The organism is Mycobacterium sp. ACS4331, assembly GCF_001667265.1.
Taxonomy (GTDB): Bacteria; Actinomycetota; Actinomycetes; order Mycobacteriales; family Mycobacteriaceae; genus Mycobacterium.
This window is the reverse complement of record NZ_LZHW01000003.1, coordinates 18,568-35,910: the sequence shown is the minus strand read 5'-3', so window position 1 is coordinate 35,910 and position 17,343 is coordinate 18,568. Positions and strand designations below refer to the sequence as shown.

Below are 17,343 nucleotides of genomic sequence, written 5' to 3'. Positions count from 1 at the left end.
ACTCCTGAAAGGTTCGACGACACTTGACGTTCCGCATCCGGCGCGCGACCGTTTCCGATCTGGACGGTGCGGTGCAGACCCTCGTCGCGGCATTCGACTCCTACGCTTGGACGCGGTGGTCGATCCCGCAGGACGACTACCGGAACCGGCTGGCGCGGTTACAGCGGATGTATCTGGGCTACGCGATTGACGAAGGTGTCGTCCTGGTCGACGACGAACTCCGTGGAGTGCTCGCCCTGCTGCCTCCGGACGTGTCCGCGCCGGACTTCGGGGACCAGGTCGCGCAACTGCACGGATCGCGATTGGAAGCGATTGCGGCCGTGGACATTCCGGCCCATCCCGACGGCGCCTGGAATCTGGCGACCGTCGGCGTGCACCCAGGCAGTCAGGGCCACGGTCTCGGTGCGGCGCTGGTGCACGCGGCGCTTGAGGTGGATCCAGCCGCCGGTGTGGCACTGGAGACATCCGATGAACGCAACGTGCGACTCTACGAGCGCGCGGGATTCGCCGTCACCGCCACGACATCCATACCGGACGGTCCGATGGTCTACTCGATGTACGCCGATCCCCGGCGGCCGCGGTGAGTGACCGAAAGGGACACGGTGCGGGAACCGGTTCTCGGCGGGGCCGTGTTCGCCCGACGACTCACCTCGCCGACACCTGAGGGTCGAACGCCGCCCGCAGCGATGTCGGCCAGGCCGCGACGAAGGTGCCCGTCGAACTCGACACCGTCAGACAGTCACCGCGATCTCCCGGCCCAGGGAGTATCCGGGTGTCAGCGGCAACACGTCACCACTCCAGAACGACCCCGGATCGAAGTAGTTCTCCCGTTTCTCGGTGACCAGCAGTCCCATCTCCTCATAGGTGATGGCGACGGTCTCCGCGCAGTAGGCCGTCTCCAGCCCGGCCGCTCGGCGCTGGCTCTTGTCCTGCTCGACGGACTTCGCAACCAACTTGTGCAGGAACGGGATTCCCCGCGTCCAGTCGGCCCGGGTGGGCAGCCGCCCGCGCATCCAGCGACCGGTCAACCGGGCCGTGCTGGGGAACGGTGTGCCGTCCATGCGGGCGATCACCTTCAGCAGCAGGTCCTCCTGCTCGCGACTGGCGTACGGATGCAGTTGGCGCAGCCAGCAGCGCTGCTGATACCTGCCCGTCCACTGCTCGACGGCCGCGCGCAGGTCGTTCAGCTGCACGCCACGGTGATTGGTCCCGGTCCAGTAGTCCAGCAGTTTGTCGCCCAGTTCGGCATGCCAGATCAACGGCGGCAGATCGTCGATCGCGACGGTCATCCCGACATGGTTCACCGGGCTGTTGGTCAGCGTCTGGATCGCGCGGTCCGGCCCGGATCCGCCGCGGAACAGCCAGATGTCCCCGGTGCGGGTGGATTCGAGCGCCTGCTCGAGCGTGGTGTGTCCTGCGCCTGTGCTCGCCATCACCTGCGCAGCTTAGGCACACTGTCGGCATGCGCAACGTCTGGAAGTGGATCGGCCTTGCCGGTGTCGTGGGTGTGACTGCTGGAGGCGTACTGGTCGCCCGTGACCAACGGCGGCGTGCGTCCTACACGCCCAATGACATTCGGGCGCGCCTGCACCAACGGCTCGCAGACGCCGAGCGCACTGCGCGCGACTGAGGCACTTCGGCGCTCAGGTGTTCTGCAGTGCGCGCTTCCACAGCTGAGTGAGCACGTCGGTGAGCACCTTGGGGTCGGCCGGCTTGTCCCCGTGCAGCGTCGCATCGATGATGGCCCTGTGCACCTGCGCCTCCACTCCGGAGACCAGCAGTTCGGCCACCAGCTCCCGCTGTTCGTGCGCGACGCCGACGCGCTCCAGATGCCAGGCGACCTCCTGGGCGATCAGGCCGTCGATCTGGTACTGCCTCTGCTCGAGATCCTCTGAGCGCGGGGCACTGTCGTAGAGCAGGTGGTGCAGATGGAACTGCTCGACGTGCATGCGCACGATCACGTCGATCACCATCCGCAACGACTCCTCCAGGTCGGGCTTGGTGTCCCGCATGCGTTGGAACGTGACCGTGATCAGGGTGGTGCCGCCGGCGAGGTGCTTTTCGGCCAAGGCGTAGAGCAGTGCGTCCTTGTCGGGAAAATAGTGGTACAGCGTGCCGATCGAGATGCCCGCGGCGTCGGCCACCTTGTTGGTCGTGGTGCCGGCGTAGCCAAGGTCGGAGAAGATCTCCTCGGCAACCGACAGGATCTTGTCGTAGGTGTCGCGCGATCTCTGTTGACGCGGTTCAACGCGTGGTTTTCCCATGCTGTGGACTCCACAACCGAAAAAGTGAATTCTGCTCGAAAACGATATCGCGGGAGCGCGACGAATGCGGGCAGTTCAGGACTTGCACAGAGCCTGTGGGCTGAAACTCCGCGTCACCGGGGAAGTTACCGGGTGACGAACTCGACCACAACTTCACTGAACGCGTCGTTGTCATCACCGGCCGCGGTGTGCCCGGCGTCGGCCAATTCGACGAACTCGGCCGCGGGCACCTTGGCGAGGAAGTCGCGGACACCCTCGGTGCTGACGACATCGGAGAGCTTGCCGCGAATCAACAGGATCGGGATCTGCAGTCCGGCCGCCGCAGCCTCGAGGCGGTCGGTGCGATCGAACGGGTTGTCGTCCGGTTTGGTCAGAAACGCCGGATCCCAGTGCCAGTACCACCGACCGTCGCGCAGCCGCAGGTTCTTCTTCAGTCCCTCGGGGCTGCGAGGTTTGGTGCGGTGCGGCAGATACTCGGCGACCGCGTCGGCGGCCTCCTCGAGCGAGTCGAACCCGTGCACGTGATTGAACATGAAGTCGCGGATCCGGGCGCTGCCCGATTTCTCGAAATTGGGCACGACGTCGACGAGCACCAGCTTCGCGACTCGGTCCGGGCCGCCGTCGCTGGCGACGAGGATTCCGGTCAGACCGCCCATGCTCGCGCCGATCAGCGTGACGGGCCGGCCGATGGCGTCGATGATGCGCAGGACGTCACCGCTGAGCTTGTCCAGGGAGTAGTCCGCACCCGGGGCACGGTCACTGTCGCCGTGTCCGCGCGTGTCCACCGCAACCACGTGAAAGCCCCGATCGGCGAGCACCTGGCCGGTGTTCTTCCAGGAGAAACGATTCTGTCCGCCGCCGTGCAGCATCAGGATCGACGGACGCTCGCCGGGGGCGTTCCACTCGTCGGCGACCAGCGTGAGGTCGTCGACGCCGGAGTACTCGACGGTCTGTGGTGTGCTCACCGACCTGACGTTACTTCGGTGGCCTGCTCAGTCCGCACGCGGAGGGCGTCGCGCCTCGTTAAGATCCGTGCCGTGCAGCCCGTGGACGGTGCAGACGGCACTCCTGAAGAGCGCAGCCTCATCATCGATGCCGCGTACGCGTGCCTGTCGGCGCCGCGGTCGGGGCCGGTGCCCGTCGCGGCGATCCTTGAGCGTGCCGGCGTCTCCACCCGCGCGTTCTATCGGCACTTCGAATCGAAGGACGCCCTGTTCATCGCGATGCTGGAGCGTGAGAGCGACGAACTCGTGAAACGCCTCGAACAGATTCCCGAGACCGTCGCGGGCGGACCCGTCGCGGAGCTGCGCGCGTGGGTGGAGCAGATGTTCGACCTCGCCAACGATCCGCGTCGGGCCACCAAGATGGACGTCATCGACTCCGACGAGGTGCGGGTGGCCAAGGGCTACTGCGCGGTGCGGGACCGGATCCGCGCCGAACGCGAGCGGTCGCTGATCGCGATCCTCGACCGTGGCCTGCGCGCCGGTGTGTTCCCCGACGCCGACCCGGCCGCTGACGCGACCGCCATCAGCGGAGCCGTCAGCCGCGTGCTGGCCGGGATGCTCGACCCCGCCGCACCGTCGAGCACGGAGGCGATCGAGAACATCCTGAGTTTCGCGCACCGCGCCCTCGGGGTGCACCGGACGGCGGGTACCGCGTGACGAAATCCGGGTATGCGCACGTGCTGACCGGGATTGTTGCGCCGGTTGTCGCGCCAGTGAGACCTGCGTCGCACACCACGGCTCATCGTGTGCAAAGATTCACTCGCCTACTCGCCAGTAGGTACCCGCGCGGTGTGCGGAAAGCGGCGCTGGACGGCAAAGCGGTGGTGTACGTTTTGCGTCAGTCCTGTGTCATGAGTCACAGTTGTCACGCAGGAAGCAGGTGTCGCATGTCGGGAGGATTCAGCCGCTGATGCAGTTGAGAAACACCCTCCTGGACCTGCGCCCAGACCACTGCGCGGCCCGGAAGTGCGGGGTCCTCTGATGGTCACCTCTGCGGCGCTCACCAAACCGGTCCGGTCCGTCGGCGGATTCTTCGCGATGGCCCTGGACACGTTCGTCGCGATGTTCAAGCCCCCGTTCGCGTGGCGCGAGTTCATCCTGCAGACCTGGTTCGTGGCCAGGGTCTCGATCGTCCCGACCCTGATGCTGTCGATCCCCTTCACGGTGCTGCTGGTCTTCACCTTCAACATCCTGTTGGTCGAATTCGGCGCCGCCGACTTCTCCGGCACAGGCGCCGCGATCGGCACCGTCACCCAGATCGGGCCGATCGTGACCGTGCTGGTGGTCGCCGGTGCCGGCGCCACCGCGATGTGCGCCGACCTGGGTGCCCGCACGATCCGCGAAGAACTCGACGCGCTGCGCGTGATGGGCATCGACCCGATCCAGGCGCTCGTCGTGCCCCGGGTGCTCGCGGCCACGGTCGTCGCGCTCATGCTGGCCTCGACCGTGGTGGTGGTCGGTATCGCGGGCGGCTTCTTCTTCTCGGTCTACCTGCAGCACGTCACGCCGGGTGCCTTCGTCGCCGGCCTCACGCTGCTCACCGGTCCGGCCGACGTCATCGTCGCGCTCGTGAAGGCCACCCTGTTCGGCCTCTCGGCGGGCCTGATCGCCTGCTACAAGGGGATCTCGGTCGGCGGCGGACCCGCGGGTGTCGGCAACGCCGTCAACGAGACCGTCGTGTTCACCTTCATCGCGCTGTTCGTCATCAACGTGCTGGCGACGGCCGTGGGAGTGCAGGCCACAACATGACCGCAGTGCACGACGGCCGTTTCGTCCAGTTCCGGCGCACCGTCCGGGAATGGGGTCAGGGCTGGAACCGGATCGGCCGGCAGACCAAGTTCTACGGCTACACACTGCGGGGTGTCTGGGCCGCAATCGTCTACTACAAGGGTGAGGTCATCCGCCTCATCGCGCAGATGGGACTCGGCGCGGGCGCGTTGGCGGTCATTGGCGGCACCATCGCGATCGTCGGGTTCCTGACCCTGTCGACCGGTGCCCTGGTGGCCGTGCAGGGCTACAACCAGTTCGAGTCCATCGGCGTCGAGGCCCTCACCGGCTTCGCGTCGGCCTTCTTCAACGTGCGCCTCATCGCGCCGCTGACCGCGGGCGTCGGCATGGCCGCGACCATCGGCGCGGGCGCGACCGCACAGTTGGGCGCCATGCGCATCAACGAGGAGATCGACGCCCTCGAGGTGATCGGCATCCGCACGATCGCCTACCTGGCGTCCTCCCGCGTGATCGCCGGCGTGATCGTCGTGATCCCGCTCTACTGCGTCGCGGTGCTGATGTCGTTCCTGGCCGCCCGAGTGGGCACCACCTTCATCTACGGCCAGTCCACCGGTGTGTACGACCACTACTTCCGGACGTTCCTCAACCCGGTCGACCTGATCTGGTCATTCCTGCAGGCCGTCGCGATGGCGTTGGTGATCATGCTCGTGCACACCTATTACGGCTTCACCGCCTCGGGCGGCCCGGCCGGGGTCGGCGAGGCCGTGGGCCGCGCCGTGCGCACGTCGCTGATCGTGGCTTCGCTTGTGACCGTGATGATCTCACTGGCCGTTTACGGTCAGTCCGGCAACTTCAACCTCTCCGGATAGCGGGAAACAGGATGGAAGAGGACGACAAGGGCCTGCATCCCGCCTGGTGGACGGCGATCTTGATCGCGTTCCTGGCGGCACTGGTGTGGATGACCTCGGCGCTGTTCACGGGGTCACTGAAGAACTACGTCAACGTCACTGTGACGTCGGACCGCTCCGGACTCGTGATGGAGTCCGGCGCCAAGGTCAAGATGCGCGGCGTGCAGGTCGGTCGCGTGACGACGATCAAGGGTGGCCAGGACCCGGTCCGGCTCAACCTCGAGATCTACCCCGACCAGGTCAAGTACATCCCGGCCAACGTCGGTGCGCAGATCCGTGCGACGACCGTGTTCGGCGCCAAGTTCGTCGACCTGATCTACCCGGACGACCCCGAGAGCGGGCGGTTGGCCGACGGTCAGGTGCTCATCTCGCGCAACGTCAGCACCGAGGTCAACACGGTGTTCCAGAACCTGGTCGGCGTGCTCGACCAGGTGGACAGCTCCAAGCTGAACGCGACGCTGGCCGCGCTGGCCGAGGGCGTCCGCGGGCAGGGGGAGCGGATCGGCGAGGCCACCACGGCCGCCAATCAGGTGCTGCTGGAACTCAACCCGCGCGCCGACACCATCCGGGCGGACTGGCAGGCGCTGCGCGGGTTCAACGAGACCTACAGCGCAGCGGCACAGAACATCGTCGGCACCCTCGACGCTCTGAGCACCACGAGCTCGACGATCACCGAGAACGCCAAGCCGTTGGATGCGCTGCTGCTCAACGTGATCGGCCTGTCCAACAGCGGTATCCGCCTGTTGGCGCCCAATCAGGAGAACCTGATCAAGGCGATCAACGTGCTCGAGCCGACGACCAATCTGTTGATGAAGTACAACCCCGGGTACACCTGCATGCTCGTCGGCGCGCACTGGCTGCTGGAGAACGGCGCCTACGAGGCCACCGGCGGCAACGGGAAGTCCTTCATCGTGGACGGCGGCGCACTGCTCGGCGACGATCAGTACCGCTACCCGGAGAACCTTCCGATCATCGGGGCCAAGGGCGGCCCGGGCGGCAAGCCCGGCTGTGGTTCGCTGCCGAACGTCGACGAGAACTGGCCAGTCCGGGCTCTGGTGACCAACACCGGCTGGGGCACCGGTGTCGACATCCGGCCGAACCCCGGCATCGCATTCCCGATGTGGGCCAACTACTTCCCGACCACGCGCGGCATCCCGCAGCCGCCCAGCATCCGGAACCTGTTCGGTGGTCCGGCGCCGGGTCCCAACGCGGGCAACCCGCCGAAGGTCATTCCGGAACCGGGCGACTACCCCTACGGGGCGCCGATGTACGGGCCGGACGGCACACCGCTGTGGAACAACCTGCCGCCCGCGCCGCCGCCGGGTGCGCCGAAGGATCCCGGCCCGCGGCCAGGGTCGGAGCCCTTCGTGGTGCCGAACCCCGGCCAGGTGCCCACGCCGTACCCGCCGAACGGCATCCCCGTCCCGGCAGCACCGTCGCCGTAACCACCACCGAGTCCGCAATGTCAGCAATTGAGAGGCAGTCGCAGTGAGAGACAACCTGGGAGGCGCCGCGTGGCGTCTGGCCGTGTTCCTCACGGTCTGCCTGCTGGGTATGTTCACGCTGTTCGCGGTGTTCGGACAGTTGCGGTTCGACAAGGCGCACGAGTACCGGGCGCACTTCGCGAACGTGACAGGTCTGGAGGTCGACGACTTCGTCCGCATCGCCGGCGTCGAGGTCGGCAAGGTCAAGAAGATCGGCTACAACGACGACGGCACGCTGACCGTCGACTTCACCGCCGACGAGTCGGTGGTGCTGACCGAGGGCAGTCGCGCCGTGATCCGGTTCGACGACCTGATCGGCGGCCGGTACCTGTCGCTGGTCGAGGGGGCGGGCGGCACCAAGCGGCTCAGCCCCGGGGACACCATCCCGCTGGCCCAGACCGAACCGGCGCTCGATCTCGACGCCCTGATCGGCGGATTCCGCCCCCTGTTCCGTGCGCTGGCGCCAGAGCAGATCAACGCACTGTCCGGTCAGTTGATCAGCGCGCTGCAGGGACAGGGCGGGACCATCAACTCGTTCCTGTCGCAGACCGCCGCGCTGACCAACACGCTGGCCGACCGCGACCAACTCATCGGAGAGGTCATCGTCAACCTGAACACGGTGCTGGGCTCGCTTGCCGGGCAGAGCGATCAGTTCGCCAAGGGCGTCGAGGCGCTGTCGGATCTGGTGGCCACCCTGTCGGACCGCCGCCAGGACATCGCCAACGGGCTGGCCTACAGCAGTGAGGCCGCGGGCACCATCGCCGACCTGCTGTCACAGGCGCGCCCGCCGCTGCAGAAGGTGATCACCGAGACCGATCGCAGCGCCGGGATCGTGCTCGCCGACCACGACTACTTCGACAACGTCATCAACACGCTGCCCGACGCCTACCAGGTGCTCAACCGGCAGGGTCTGTACGGCGACTTCTTCAGCTTCTACCTGTGCGACATCTCGCTGAAGCTCAACGGCAAGGGCGGTCAGCCCGTCTACGTCAAGGTGGCCGGACAGGACACCGGGAGGTGCACGCCGCGATGAAACCCTTCGCTGAACGCAATCCTCTCGTCATCGGCACGATCGGCATCGTCGGTCTGCTGGCGATCATCCTGACGGCGCTGAACTATCAGAAGCTGCCCTTCTTCAACCCGGGCAAGACGTACTCGGCGTACTTCGACGACGCGGGCGGCCTGGCCGACGGCGCCGCCGTGCAGGTCTCGGGCTTCCAGGCCGGCCAGGTCAGCAGCATCTCGCTGGAGAACCAGCAGGTGCTGGTGAAGTTCAAGGTCAACAAGAACATCCGCCTCGGCGACCGCGCCGAGGCGGCGATCAAGACCAAGAGCCTGTTGGGCACCAAGATCCTTGAGGTGACCCCGCGCGGCGACGGACAGCTGCGCGAGACCATCCCGCGGGATCGCACCACCTCGCCGTACCAGCTGCCCGACGCGCTGGGTGACCTGACGACCACCATCAGCGGCCTGAACACCGACCAGCTGTCGGATTCGCTGCGGGTGCTCTCCGAGACGTTCTCGCAGACTCCGCCGGATCTGCGCGTGGCCGTCGAGGGCGTGGCCCGGTTCTCCGACGTCCTCAATCAGAAGGACGCGCAACTGCGCGAACTGCTGGGCAACGCCAACGAGGCCACCACGGTGTTGTCGGAGCGCAGCGAACAGGTCGTCGGCCTGATCCGCAACACCAACGCGCTGATGGCCGAACTGATGAGCCAGAGCGCGGCGCTGGACCAGATCTCGGGCAACATCTCGGCGGTCAGCCGCCAGTTGCAGGGATTCATCGCCGAGAATCGCGCGACCATGAAGCCCGCGCTGGAGAAGCTCAACGGCGTGCTGGCCACGATCGACAACCGCAAGGACCGGGTGCGCAAGTCCATCAACATGCTCGGCACCTACAGCATGGCGCTGGGCGAGTCGGTGGGCTCGGGACCGTTCTTCAAGTCCTACATCTCCAACCTTCTGCCCGGTCAGTTCGTGCAGCCCTTCATCGACGCGGCGTTCTCGGATCTGGGTCTGGACCCGACGGTGCTGCTGCCGTCGGAGCTGACCGATCCGCAAGTCGGCCAGCCCGGCACGCCGGCGCTGCCGGTGCCGTTCCCGCGCACCGGGCAGGGTGGCGAGCCGCACCTGAACCTGCCCGACGCCATCACGGGCAACCCGGGCAACCAGCCCTGCGGCCCGCCGGGAATCCCGCTGTCCGGAACCAACTGCTACCCGCACCGCGCGCCGCTGCCCGTGCCGGAGCCCGGCGGTCCGCCGCCCGGTCCGCCCGCCGTGGCCCCGCCCGGGGTGGCCTCGACGCCGCAGCCGTCGTCGCCCCCGATGGCGGTCCCGGCTCCCGGGCAGGAGCCGGCCGTGACGCAGGCTGTCGTGCCGGTGCCGCTCGGTCCGGCGCCCGGACCCGCTGAAGGCAACGGGGAGGCCGGCCAATGACCCTGACCCGTAACTCTCGTGTGGGGCTGGCCGTGGTCCTGGTGCTCACGCTGCTGGCCGCGGGCGCGGTGCTGCTGCGCTCCGGCGGTGCCATGAACCGCACCAACGTCGTGGCGTACTTCGACAACAGCAACGGCATCTTCGTCGGCGACGACGTCCGCATCCTGGGCGTCAACGTCGGCAAGATCGACAAGATCGAGCCCGAGTTCGACCAGGTCAAGATCTCGTTCTGGGTCGACGGCACGCAGAAGGTGCCGGCCGACGCCAAGGCCGCCATCCTGTCGCCCGCACTGGTGACCGGACGAGCCATCCAGTTGACCCCGGTCTACTCCGGCGGCCCCGCGCTGGAGAACGACGCCGTGATTCCCCGCGACCGCACCGCGGTCCCGGTCGAGTGGGCGGAGTTCCGGGCGCAGCTGGAGCGACTGACCGACAACCTGCAGCCCACCGAACCCGGTGGCGTCAGCACGCTCGGCGCGCTGGTCAACACCACTGCGGACAACCTGCGTGGCCAGGGTGCCAACATCCGCGAGACCGTGGTCAAGCTGTCGCAGGCGTTCTCGGCGCTGGGAGACCACAGCACCGACATCTTCAGCACGGTCAAGAACCTGTCGATCCTGGTCGATGCGCTGCATGACAGCACCGACCTGATGCGTCAGCTCAACCAGAACCTGGCCAACGTCACGGGCCTGTTGGCCGATGATCCGGGTGAGGTGGCCGCGGCCGTCAGCGACCTGAACTCCGCGGTCGGTGAGGTGCAGATCTTCGTCGCCGAGAACCGCGAGACGCTGGGCACGACCTCGGACAAGTTGGCGTCGGTCAGCCAGATCCTGAACGACAGCCTGGACGACATCAAGCAGGTGCTGCACCTGGCGCCCAACACGCTGCAGAACTACATCAACATCTACCAACCCGCGCAGGGCGCGGCGACCAGCGTGCTGGCCCTGGCGAACTTCCAGAACCCGGTGTCGTTCCTGTGCGGTGCGGTCCAGGCCGCGTCGCGGCTGGGGGCCGAGCAGTCGGCGAAACTGTGCACGCAGTACCTGGCCCCGATCATCAAGAATCGGCAGTACAACTTCCTGCCGATCGGTCTGAACCAGGCCGTGGGCACTCAGGCCCGGCCGAATGAGATCACCTGGAGTGAGGACTGGCTGCGGCCGGACTACGTTCCGCCGGCCGGTTCGGTCCCGGCGCCGCCGGCGCCCGCGCCGAGCGCTCCGCTTCCCGCGGAGGCCGGTGAGCCGTTGGCGGCCGAGACCCCGGCGGCGACGGTCGCGACCAACCCGGCCGACGGACTGACCGGGATGATGGTTCCCGTGCCGGGAGAGGGACAGTGAGGCCGGCCATGCGTGCGAGACGATCGATTGCCGTCGCGGTGCTGGGTGTCTCGGCCACCGCGCTGACGGCGTGCGGCGACTGGCAGGGGCTGAACTCCCTGCCCATGCCGGGCACCGAGGGCCACGGGCCCGGCGCGTTCACGATCCAGGCGCAGATGCCCGACGTGGACAACATCGAGCAGAACTCACGGGTGCGGGTCGGCGACGTCACGGTCGGCAACGTCACCAAGATCGAGCGGCAGGGCTGGCATGCGCTGGTCACGATGCGGCTCAACGGCGACGTCGAACTGCCCGCCAACGCCACGGCGACGGTCGGCCAGACCAGCCTGCTGGGCTCGCTGCACATGGAGTTGGCCCCGCCCAGGGACGTCGAACCTGAAGGGCGGCTCAAGGACGGCGACCTGATCCCGTTGGAGCGCAGCGGCGCCTACCCGACCACGGAGCAGACCCTTGCCGCCGTGTCCCTGCTGCTCAACGGCGGCGGCGTGGGCCGGATCCAGGACATCACCATGGCCTTCTCGACCGCGTTCACCGGTCGCGAGGCCGATCTGCGCAGCCTGATCGAGCAGTTGGACAAGTTCATTGCGTACAACAATGAGCAGAAGGACGACATCATCGCGGCGACCGAGAGCCTCAACAGCCTCGTCGGTCAGTTCGCGGATCAGAAGCCCGTGATCGACAGGGCCGTCAAGACCATTCCCGACGCGCTCGAGGTGCTCAAGGATCAGCGCACCCAGTTGGCTGACGCGCTGACCCAGCTCGGACAGTTCAGCGCCTTGGCCGCCGACTCGGTGAACCAGACCAAGGAGGCCTTGGTCCAGGAGCTGCGCGACATCGGTCCCGTGCTGCAGTCGCTGGCCGACGCCGGTCCGGCGCTGACCCGCTCGCTGAGCTTCTTCCCGACGTTCCCGTGGCCCAAGGAGACCCTGGACAACTGGATGCGCGGTGACTACGGCAACCTGAGCCTGGTCTTCGATCTGACCCTGAGCCGCATTGACGCCGGGTTCTTCACCGGCACCCGCTGGGAGGGCGATCTGACCGAGCTCGAGCTGCAGTGGGGTCGCACCATCGGGCAGCTGCCGAGCCCGTACACCGCGGGTAACCCGCTGATTCAGCCCTACCACTGGGATCAGGGGCGGTAACGATGCATCTGACACGCAAGACGCTCATCCAGATGGCGGTGCTGACGCTTGTCGCGCTGGTCGCCGGCGCCGTCATGGTGTTCAACTTCATGGGACTGCCCGCCATGCTCTTCGGCGTCGGCCAGTACAAGGTGTCGGTGCAGCTGCCGGAGGCGGGCGGACTGTACCCGCGGGGCAACGTCACGTTCCGGGGCACCGAGGTGGGACGGGTCAAGGACGTCCGGCTGACCGACAACGGCGTGGTGGCCGACCTGGCGATGGACTCCAACTTCAAGATCCCCGCGGATCTCGACGCCGCCGTGGGCAGCGTCTCGGCCGTCGGTGAGCAGTACGTCGAATTGATGCCGCGCACGCCCAATCCGCCGTTCCTCAAAGAGGGTGACGTCATCCCGGTGGACCGCACGTTCGTCCCGCCGGACGTCAACTCGCTGTTGGACGCGACGAACCGTGGCCTGCAGGCGATTCCGCACGACAACCTCAAGACCGTCGTGGACGAGTCCTACACCGCGTTCGGTGGTCTGGGACCCGAGTTGTCCCGGCTGGTCAAGGGTTCGACGCAGATCGCGATCGACGCGCGGGCCAACCTCGATGAGCTGACGACGCTGATCGACAAGTCCAAGCCCGTGCTGGACTCGCAGACCGACACCTCCAGCGCCGTGCAGCGCTGGGCCGCGAACCTCGACGTCGTCACCGGCCAGCTCAAGGAGCAGGATCAGGCGGTCGCGGGCGTGCTCCAGAAGGGTGCTCCCGCAGCCGACGAGGTGCGCGCGCTGTTCGACCGGCTGCAGCCGTCCCTGCCGATCCTGCTGGCGAATCTGGTCAGTGTCGGCGAGGTCGCGGTCACCTATCAGCCCAACATCGAGCAGCTGCTTGTGCTGCTGCCGCAGGGCACGGCGGTCAGTTCGGCCACTGGTACGGCCAACCGGCACACCCGGCAGGACTACCGGGGCGCCTACCTGAGCTTCAACCTGAACCTGAACCTGCCGCCACCATGTGTGACGGGCTTCCTGCCCGCGCAGCAGAAGCGGGTGCCCGCCGATGTGGACCATCCGGACCGCCCGGCCGGTGACATCTACTGCCGCATTCCGCAGGACTCGGCGTTCAACGTGCGCGGTGCGCGCAACGTGCCGTGCGTGACCCGTCCCGGCAAACGTGCACCGACCGTGCGGATGTGTGAGAGCGACGAGTTCTACCGTCCGCTCAACGACGGCTTCGCGTGGAAGGGCGACCCGAACGCGACGCTGTCGGGGCAGGCTGTTCCGGCGACCGGCCCGGGTGCCTCACCTGCGCCGCCGGAGTTGCCGCCGCCGCCCGCGGTGCCCGCGATCGCAGCCGCTGAGTACGACCCCAGTACCGGCACGTACGTTGGACCTGACGGCCAGACGTATACACAATCCAACCTGGCCCGCAGTGCCGCAGAGGAGCAAACATGGCAGACGATGCTGCTGCCCCCGAAGGGGAACTGACCGAGTCGACCGGAACCGAGTTGACCGAGTCCCCCGCGGAGGCATCGGAATCGCCTCAGGACACCACACCGAAGACGGAGACCACCCCCGACGCCGCTGATGCGGACGCGGAGACCGAGGTGGCCGACTTCGACGCGGAGTCCAGCGAGTCCAGCGAGGGTGGCGAGGCGACGACGCCTGCTCCGAAACGGACCATCTCGCACGTCACGCTCGCGACCATCGTCGGCCTCGTCGTGGTGGTCGCCCTCGGCGGCGTGGTGGGCTGGCTGGGCTGGCGGGCCAACGAGTCACGGCACGCCGACCAGCAGCGCGACCTGTTCCTGCAGGTCGGCCGCCAGGCCGCGATCAACCTGACGACGATCGACTTCACCGACGCCGACGCGGCAGTGCAACGCATCCTCGACTCGGCGACCGACACCTTCTACGACGACTTCTCCAAGCGGTCGGCACCGTTCACCGAGGTGGTCAAGCAGGCGCAGTCGAAGTCCGCCGGTGAGGTCACCGCGGCCGGCATCGAGTCGGCCGACGATGAGTCGGCGCAGGTGCTCGTGGCCGTCACGGTGAAGACGTCGAACGCCGGTGCACCCGAGCAGTCGCCCCGGATGTGGCGGATGCGCATCACGGTCAAGAACACCGGTCCGGATGAGGCCAAGGTGTCCAACGTCGAGTTCGTGCCGTGACCGACAAGCCAAGCAACAAGGAACAGGAAACCGCCGAAGTGCCTGTCGACGCTGACGAGACCACCACGGGTGAGACCACCGACGAGACGACGGCCGACGACGCCGCCGAGCCCACGGAGTCGGACGAGACGTCGGTCGCCGAGGACGAGTCGGACAGCGACTCCGCCGAGGAGTCGGCGGACGGCGCCGCCGACGAGAGCGCGGCCGCCGAGTCGGGTTCCTCGACCTTCGGCAGGATCGTGGCCTTCGCTCTGCTGCCCGCGCTCGCGCTTCTGCTCGCCGCGGCCGCCGGTTTCCTGAAGTGGCAGGACGATTCGGTGCGTACGGCTGAGGTGGCCGCGATCGAGTCGACCCAGGTCGCCAAGGATTCGACCGTCAAGATGCTGTCCTACAAGCCCGACACCGTCGAGCAGGATCTCGGTTCCGCGCAGGACCTGTTGACCGGCGGGTTCAAGGAGTCCTACGCGTCGCTGATCAACGACACCGTGATCCCGGGCGCCAAGGAGCAGAAGATCTCCGCGGTGGCCAGCGTGCCCGCCGTCGCGTCGATCTCGGCCGATGCCGACCGTGCCGAGGCGCTGGTGTTCGTGAACCAGACAGTGATCATCGGTGACGGTGCGCCGACGGCGACCGCCTCGAGCGTCAAGGTGACGCTGGAGAAGGTCGGCGACCGCTGGCTGATCTCCGGTTTCGACCCGGTCTGACGCGCTTCAGTCCCGACGCTGAAGTCCTCACACTGACGTCTCAGCGCTGACGGGCTCCCGGGTGGGAGCGTGCCAGCATGCGGACCAGCGGCCGCCGCGGCATCAGGTGGTTCAGCGCGGCCGCGACCCGGTTCGCCGCTCCCGGAATGATCACCGCGCGGTCGGCGCGCAGTCCGTCGAGCGCGGCCGCGGCCACCTGTTCGGCGGACACCCACAGAAATCGGGGCAGCATCTTCTCGGCTTCGGCGTCCGGAAATCCTGCGCGTTCGCCGAACCCGGTGCGCACGGGTCCCGGGCACAGCGTCGCTGCCGTGACCCCGGTTCCGTGCAGTTCTCCGCGCAGCGCATGCGTGTACGACAGCACGAACGCCTTCGCGGCACCGTAGCCCGCCTGCCCCGGCACCGGCCCGAAAGCGCCGACTGACGCCACGTTGAGCACCGCGCCGGTGCCGCGCTCGACCATGCCCGGTACGAAGCGGCAGCACAGGTCCACCACGGCCGCGACGTCGAGTTCGACCAGCGCCAGTTCCGCGATCGGGTCGGCCTGGGCGATCGGCCCGAGTGTGGCCGCGCCCGCGTTGTTCACCAGGAGGCTGGGCGTGAGCCCCAGCGCCGCGATCCGCGCGGGCAGGACCGCCCGTTCGGCGGGTTGCGTCAGGTCGGCGGCCACGACATGCGCCGTGGCGCCGAGCGATTCGGCCACAGCGGTCAGCGGTTCGACTCGCCGCGCCACCAGCACCACCTCGTGTCCGCGGTCGACGAGAGCGGCGGCCAGGGCCGCGCCGATGCCCGAGGAGGCGCCCGTGATCACCGCGGCGTGGCCGGTCCGGGCGGTGGGTAGCATCAACCGATCCTAGGGTGGGATGAGGCCCCGTCAACGGTTCTGGAGGTCCGGTGCCCAGGTTGGAACCCGTCGACGCGCAGACGTACTGGCTGGCGGCGAAGCTCCCCAGCGACCAGTTCCCGCTGTACGCCTTCGCCGGCGCTGTCGACATCGGCGAGGAGCTCCTCGACGGCCTGGCTCGGCGCGCCGCGGCGTGTCCGGATCTGGGCGTGCGGATCGAGGACGACTGCGCCCTGCGGTACCCGCGATGGGTGCCCGCGCCGCCCACCCGTACGCAGTTCGTCGTGCATGACGGTGTCCGGGACTGGGCGGGCTGCCTGGACGCCGTCGGGGCGCTGGCCGACCGGCAGTTGGATCCGCGGCGATCAGCCTGGCGACTGCACCTGTTCACCGCGGGTGCGCCCACGGGCGACGGCGTGGTGACCGTCGCAGTGCTGCAGATTGCGCATGCACTGGCCGACGGCACCCGCGCGGGCCAACTGGCGGGCTGGCTGTTCGGCCGCGACGCGCCGGTTCCGGTGCTGCCGCAGCGCCGCCGCGGAGGCCTGGTGCGGCACGGTGTCGCCGCCGCGCGCACCCACCGTGCGTTGGTCGCCGACATCGAGGCCGGCCGGATCCCGGCCCCGCCGCCGCCCAGACCGGCGCTGCTGACCAACGCCGCACCGGCGGGGCCGCGTCGCATCCGCACCGTGGTGACCGACCGCGGCACGGTTGCCCACCGCGGCGGCACCGTCACCATCGGCGCCCTGGTGGCCATCGGTGCCGCCCTGGATGCCCATCTGCGCGCCCGCGGTGAGGACACCTCCACCCTCTGCGCCGAGGTGCCGATGGCCAAGCCGGGAATTCGATATTCGCGCAACCATTTCCGCAATGTCGGCGTGGGCCTGTACCCGGATCTGCCTGCCGAGCGGCGTGCCGAGGCCATTGCCGCAGATCTGCGCGCGGCTCACCTGCGGGCTGAACATCCGGCGACCGTCGCATCGGGCGAATCGTTCGCGGCAACGCCGGCGGTGCTGCTCCGGTGGGGCGTCGCCCAGTTCGACGCGGGCGTGCGCTCGCCGGTGGTCACGGGCAACACCGTGGTCTCGAGCGTGAACCGGGGGAGTGCCGACCTGCGGCTGGACGGTGCCCCGGTGGTGCTCACCGCGGGATACCCCGCGTTGTCGCCGATGATGGGCGTGACCCACGGTGTGCACGGCATCGGCGACACGATCGCGGTGAGCGTTCATGCGGCGGATTCAGTGATGACGCAGGCACAACTCGACGACTACGTCGGCATCCTGCAACGAGCGTTGGCGGTGGGGCAGTCCCACTAGGCAAGCGGTTAACAGATGACTTAAGTTCTG

General features: G+C 67.9%; 18 protein-coding genes. 14 read left to right on the top strand and 4 right to left on the bottom strand.

From position 1 onward, the window contains the following. Window positions 1-23 precede the first annotated feature (23 nt). Window positions 24-584 carry a GNAT family N-acetyltransferase gene (locus A5727_RS00450; protein ID WP_068242684.1) on the top strand — a complete coding sequence of 187 codons (561 nt, stop codon included), beginning with the start codon at window positions 24-26 and terminating at the stop codon, window positions 582-584. 147 nt (window positions 585-731) lie between these two features. On the opposite strand, the gene A5727_RS00445 is transcribed toward A5727_RS00450, so the two are convergent. Next, the gene (locus A5727_RS00445; protein WP_068242770.1) at window positions 732-1,433 is read right to left on the bottom strand and encodes a guanylate cyclase; all 702 of its coding nucleotides are present in this window, start codon (window positions 1,431-1,433) and stop codon (window positions 732-734) included. 29 nt (window positions 1,434-1,462) lie between these two features. On the opposite strand from A5727_RS00445, the gene A5727_RS27260 reads away from it, so the two are divergent. Beyond that, window positions 1,463-1,630, top strand: coding sequence for a hypothetical protein (locus A5727_RS27260; RefSeq protein WP_157521140.1), 168 nt, complete (start codon window positions 1,463-1,465; stop codon window positions 1,628-1,630). Between the two features lie 13 nt (window positions 1,631-1,643). Here A5727_RS27260 and A5727_RS00440 read toward each other — a convergent pair whose 3' ends face one another. Both A5727_RS00440 and A5727_RS00435 read right to left on the bottom strand, forming a co-directional pair. Beyond that, window positions 1,644-2,264, bottom strand: coding sequence for a TetR/AcrR family transcriptional regulator (locus tag A5727_RS00440; RefSeq protein ID WP_068242679.1), 621 nt, complete (start codon window positions 2,262-2,264; stop codon window positions 1,644-1,646). Window positions 2,265-2,389: 125 nt separating this feature from the next. Next, window positions 2,390-3,229 carry an alpha/beta fold hydrolase gene (locus tag A5727_RS00435; protein WP_068242676.1) on the bottom strand — a complete coding sequence of 280 codons (840 nt, stop codon included), beginning with the start codon at window positions 3,227-3,229 and terminating at the stop codon, window positions 2,390-2,392. Between the two features lie 72 nt (window positions 3,230-3,301). Between A5727_RS00435 and A5727_RS00430 the strand changes: the two genes are divergently transcribed. The 11 genes from A5727_RS00430 (at window position 3,302) to A5727_RS00380 (ending at window position 15,153) form a co-directional block, all read left to right on the top strand. After that, complete coding sequence (locus A5727_RS00430) at window positions 3,302-3,925, top strand: TetR/AcrR family transcriptional regulator (protein WP_231991897.1); 624 nt, start codon at window positions 3,302-3,304, stop codon at window positions 3,923-3,925. Between the two features lie 324 nt (window positions 3,926-4,249). After that, window positions 4,250-5,017, top strand: a complete 768-nt coding sequence (locus A5727_RS00425; protein WP_068242673.1) for an MlaE family ABC transporter permease — start codon at window positions 4,250-4,252, stop codon at window positions 5,015-5,017. Continuing rightward, entirely contained in the window at window positions 5,014-5,865 is an 852-nt protein-coding gene (locus tag A5727_RS00420) for an ABC transporter permease (protein ID WP_068242670.1), read from the top strand. The genes A5727_RS00425 and A5727_RS00420 overlap by 4 nt, the downstream gene beginning before the upstream one ends. 11 nt (window positions 5,866-5,876) lie before the next feature. Beyond that, entirely contained in the window at window positions 5,877-7,349 is a 1,473-nt protein-coding gene (locus tag A5727_RS00415) for an MCE family protein (RefSeq protein WP_068242667.1), read from the top strand. Window positions 7,350-7,392: 43 nt separating this feature from the next. Beyond that, window positions 7,393-8,421, top strand: a complete 1,029-nt coding sequence (locus A5727_RS00410; RefSeq protein WP_068242664.1) for an MCE family protein — start codon at window positions 7,393-7,395, stop codon at window positions 8,419-8,421. Continuing rightward, on the top strand, window positions 8,418-9,824 hold the full coding sequence (locus tag A5727_RS00405; protein ID WP_068242764.1) for an MCE family protein: 1,407 nt from the start codon (window positions 8,418-8,420) through the stop codon (window positions 9,822-9,824). Before A5727_RS00410 ends, A5727_RS00405 begins: the two co-directional genes overlap by 4 nt. Continuing rightward, window positions 9,821-11,161 (top strand): MCE family protein, encoded by a 1,341-nt coding sequence (locus A5727_RS00400; protein ID WP_068242661.1) that lies wholly within the window; start codon window positions 9,821-9,823, stop codon window positions 11,159-11,161. Before A5727_RS00405 ends, A5727_RS00400 begins: the two co-directional genes overlap by 4 nt. Window positions 11,162-11,169: 8 nt before the next feature. Continuing rightward, the gene (locus A5727_RS00395; protein ID WP_068242659.1) at window positions 11,170-12,303 is read left to right on the top strand and encodes a virulence factor Mce family protein; all 1,134 of its coding nucleotides are present in this window, start codon (window positions 11,170-11,172) and stop codon (window positions 12,301-12,303) included. Window positions 12,304-12,305: 2 nt separating this feature from the next. Then, window positions 12,306-13,769, top strand: a complete 1,464-nt coding sequence (locus tag A5727_RS00390) for an MCE family protein (protein ID WP_068242656.1) — start codon at window positions 12,306-12,308, stop codon at window positions 13,767-13,769. After that, the gene (locus A5727_RS00385; RefSeq protein WP_068242653.1) at window positions 13,733-14,449 is read left to right on the top strand and encodes an Rv1363c family protein; all 717 of its coding nucleotides are present in this window, start codon (window positions 13,733-13,735) and stop codon (window positions 14,447-14,449) included. Before A5727_RS00390 ends, A5727_RS00385 begins: the two co-directional genes overlap by 37 nt. Beyond that, window positions 14,446-15,153 (top strand): hypothetical protein, encoded by a 708-nt coding sequence (locus A5727_RS00380; RefSeq protein WP_068242650.1) that lies wholly within the window; start codon window positions 14,446-14,448, stop codon window positions 15,151-15,153. Before A5727_RS00385 ends, A5727_RS00380 begins: the two co-directional genes overlap by 4 nt. A 40-nt stretch (window positions 15,154-15,193) precedes the next feature. Here A5727_RS00380 and A5727_RS00375 read toward each other — a convergent pair whose 3' ends face one another. Then, window positions 15,194-15,997, bottom strand: a complete 804-nt coding sequence (locus A5727_RS00375) for an SDR family NAD(P)-dependent oxidoreductase (RefSeq protein WP_068242647.1) — start codon at window positions 15,995-15,997, stop codon at window positions 15,194-15,196. 50 nt (window positions 15,998-16,047) lie between these two features. Here A5727_RS00375 and A5727_RS00370 point away from each other — a divergent pair, with 50 nt between their 5' ends. After that, window positions 16,048-17,313 (top strand): DUF1298 domain-containing protein, encoded by a 1,266-nt coding sequence (locus A5727_RS00370; RefSeq protein ID WP_068242644.1) that lies wholly within the window; start codon window positions 16,048-16,050, stop codon window positions 17,311-17,313. The last annotated feature ends 30 nt before the right edge of the window (window positions 17,314-17,343 follow it).

Bases quoted from the DNA above. Each gene is read 5' to 3' on its own strand.
- A5727_RS00445 (WP_068242770.1), bottom strand. From the start codon at position 1,433: ATGGCGAGCACAGGCGCAGGACACACCACGCTCGAGCAGGCGCTCGAA.
- A5727_RS27260 (WP_157521140.1), top strand. From the start codon at position 1,463: ATGCGCAACGTCTGGAAGTGGATCGGCCTTGCCGGTGTCGTGGGTGTG.
- A5727_RS00440 (WP_068242679.1), bottom strand. From the start codon at position 2,264: ATGGGAAAACCACGCGTTGAACCGCGTCAACAGAGATCGCGCGACACC.
- A5727_RS00425 (WP_068242673.1), top strand. From the start codon at position 4,250: ATGGTCACCTCTGCGGCGCTCACCAAACCGGTCCGGTCCGTCGGCGGA.
- A5727_RS00420 (WP_068242670.1), top strand. From the start codon at position 5,014: ATGACCGCAGTGCACGACGGCCGTTTCGTCCAGTTCCGGCGCACCGTC.
- A5727_RS00415 (WP_068242667.1), top strand. From the start codon at position 5,877: ATGGAAGAGGACGACAAGGGCCTGCATCCCGCCTGGTGGACGGCGATC.
- A5727_RS00405 (WP_068242764.1), top strand. From the start codon at position 8,418: ATGAAACCCTTCGCTGAACGCAATCCTCTCGTCATCGGCACGATCGGC.
- A5727_RS00400 (WP_068242661.1), top strand. From the start codon at position 9,821: ATGACCCTGACCCGTAACTCTCGTGTGGGGCTGGCCGTGGTCCTGGTG.
- A5727_RS00395 (WP_068242659.1), top strand. From the start codon at position 11,170: ATGCGTGCGAGACGATCGATTGCCGTCGCGGTGCTGGGTGTCTCGGCC.
- A5727_RS00390 (WP_068242656.1), top strand. From the start codon at position 12,306: ATGCATCTGACACGCAAGACGCTCATCCAGATGGCGGTGCTGACGCTT.
- A5727_RS00385 (WP_068242653.1), top strand. From the start codon at position 13,733: ATGGCAGACGATGCTGCTGCCCCCGAAGGGGAACTGACCGAGTCGACC.
- A5727_RS00375 (WP_068242647.1), bottom strand. From the start codon at position 15,997: ATGCTACCCACCGCCCGGACCGGCCACGCCGCGGTGATCACGGGCGCC.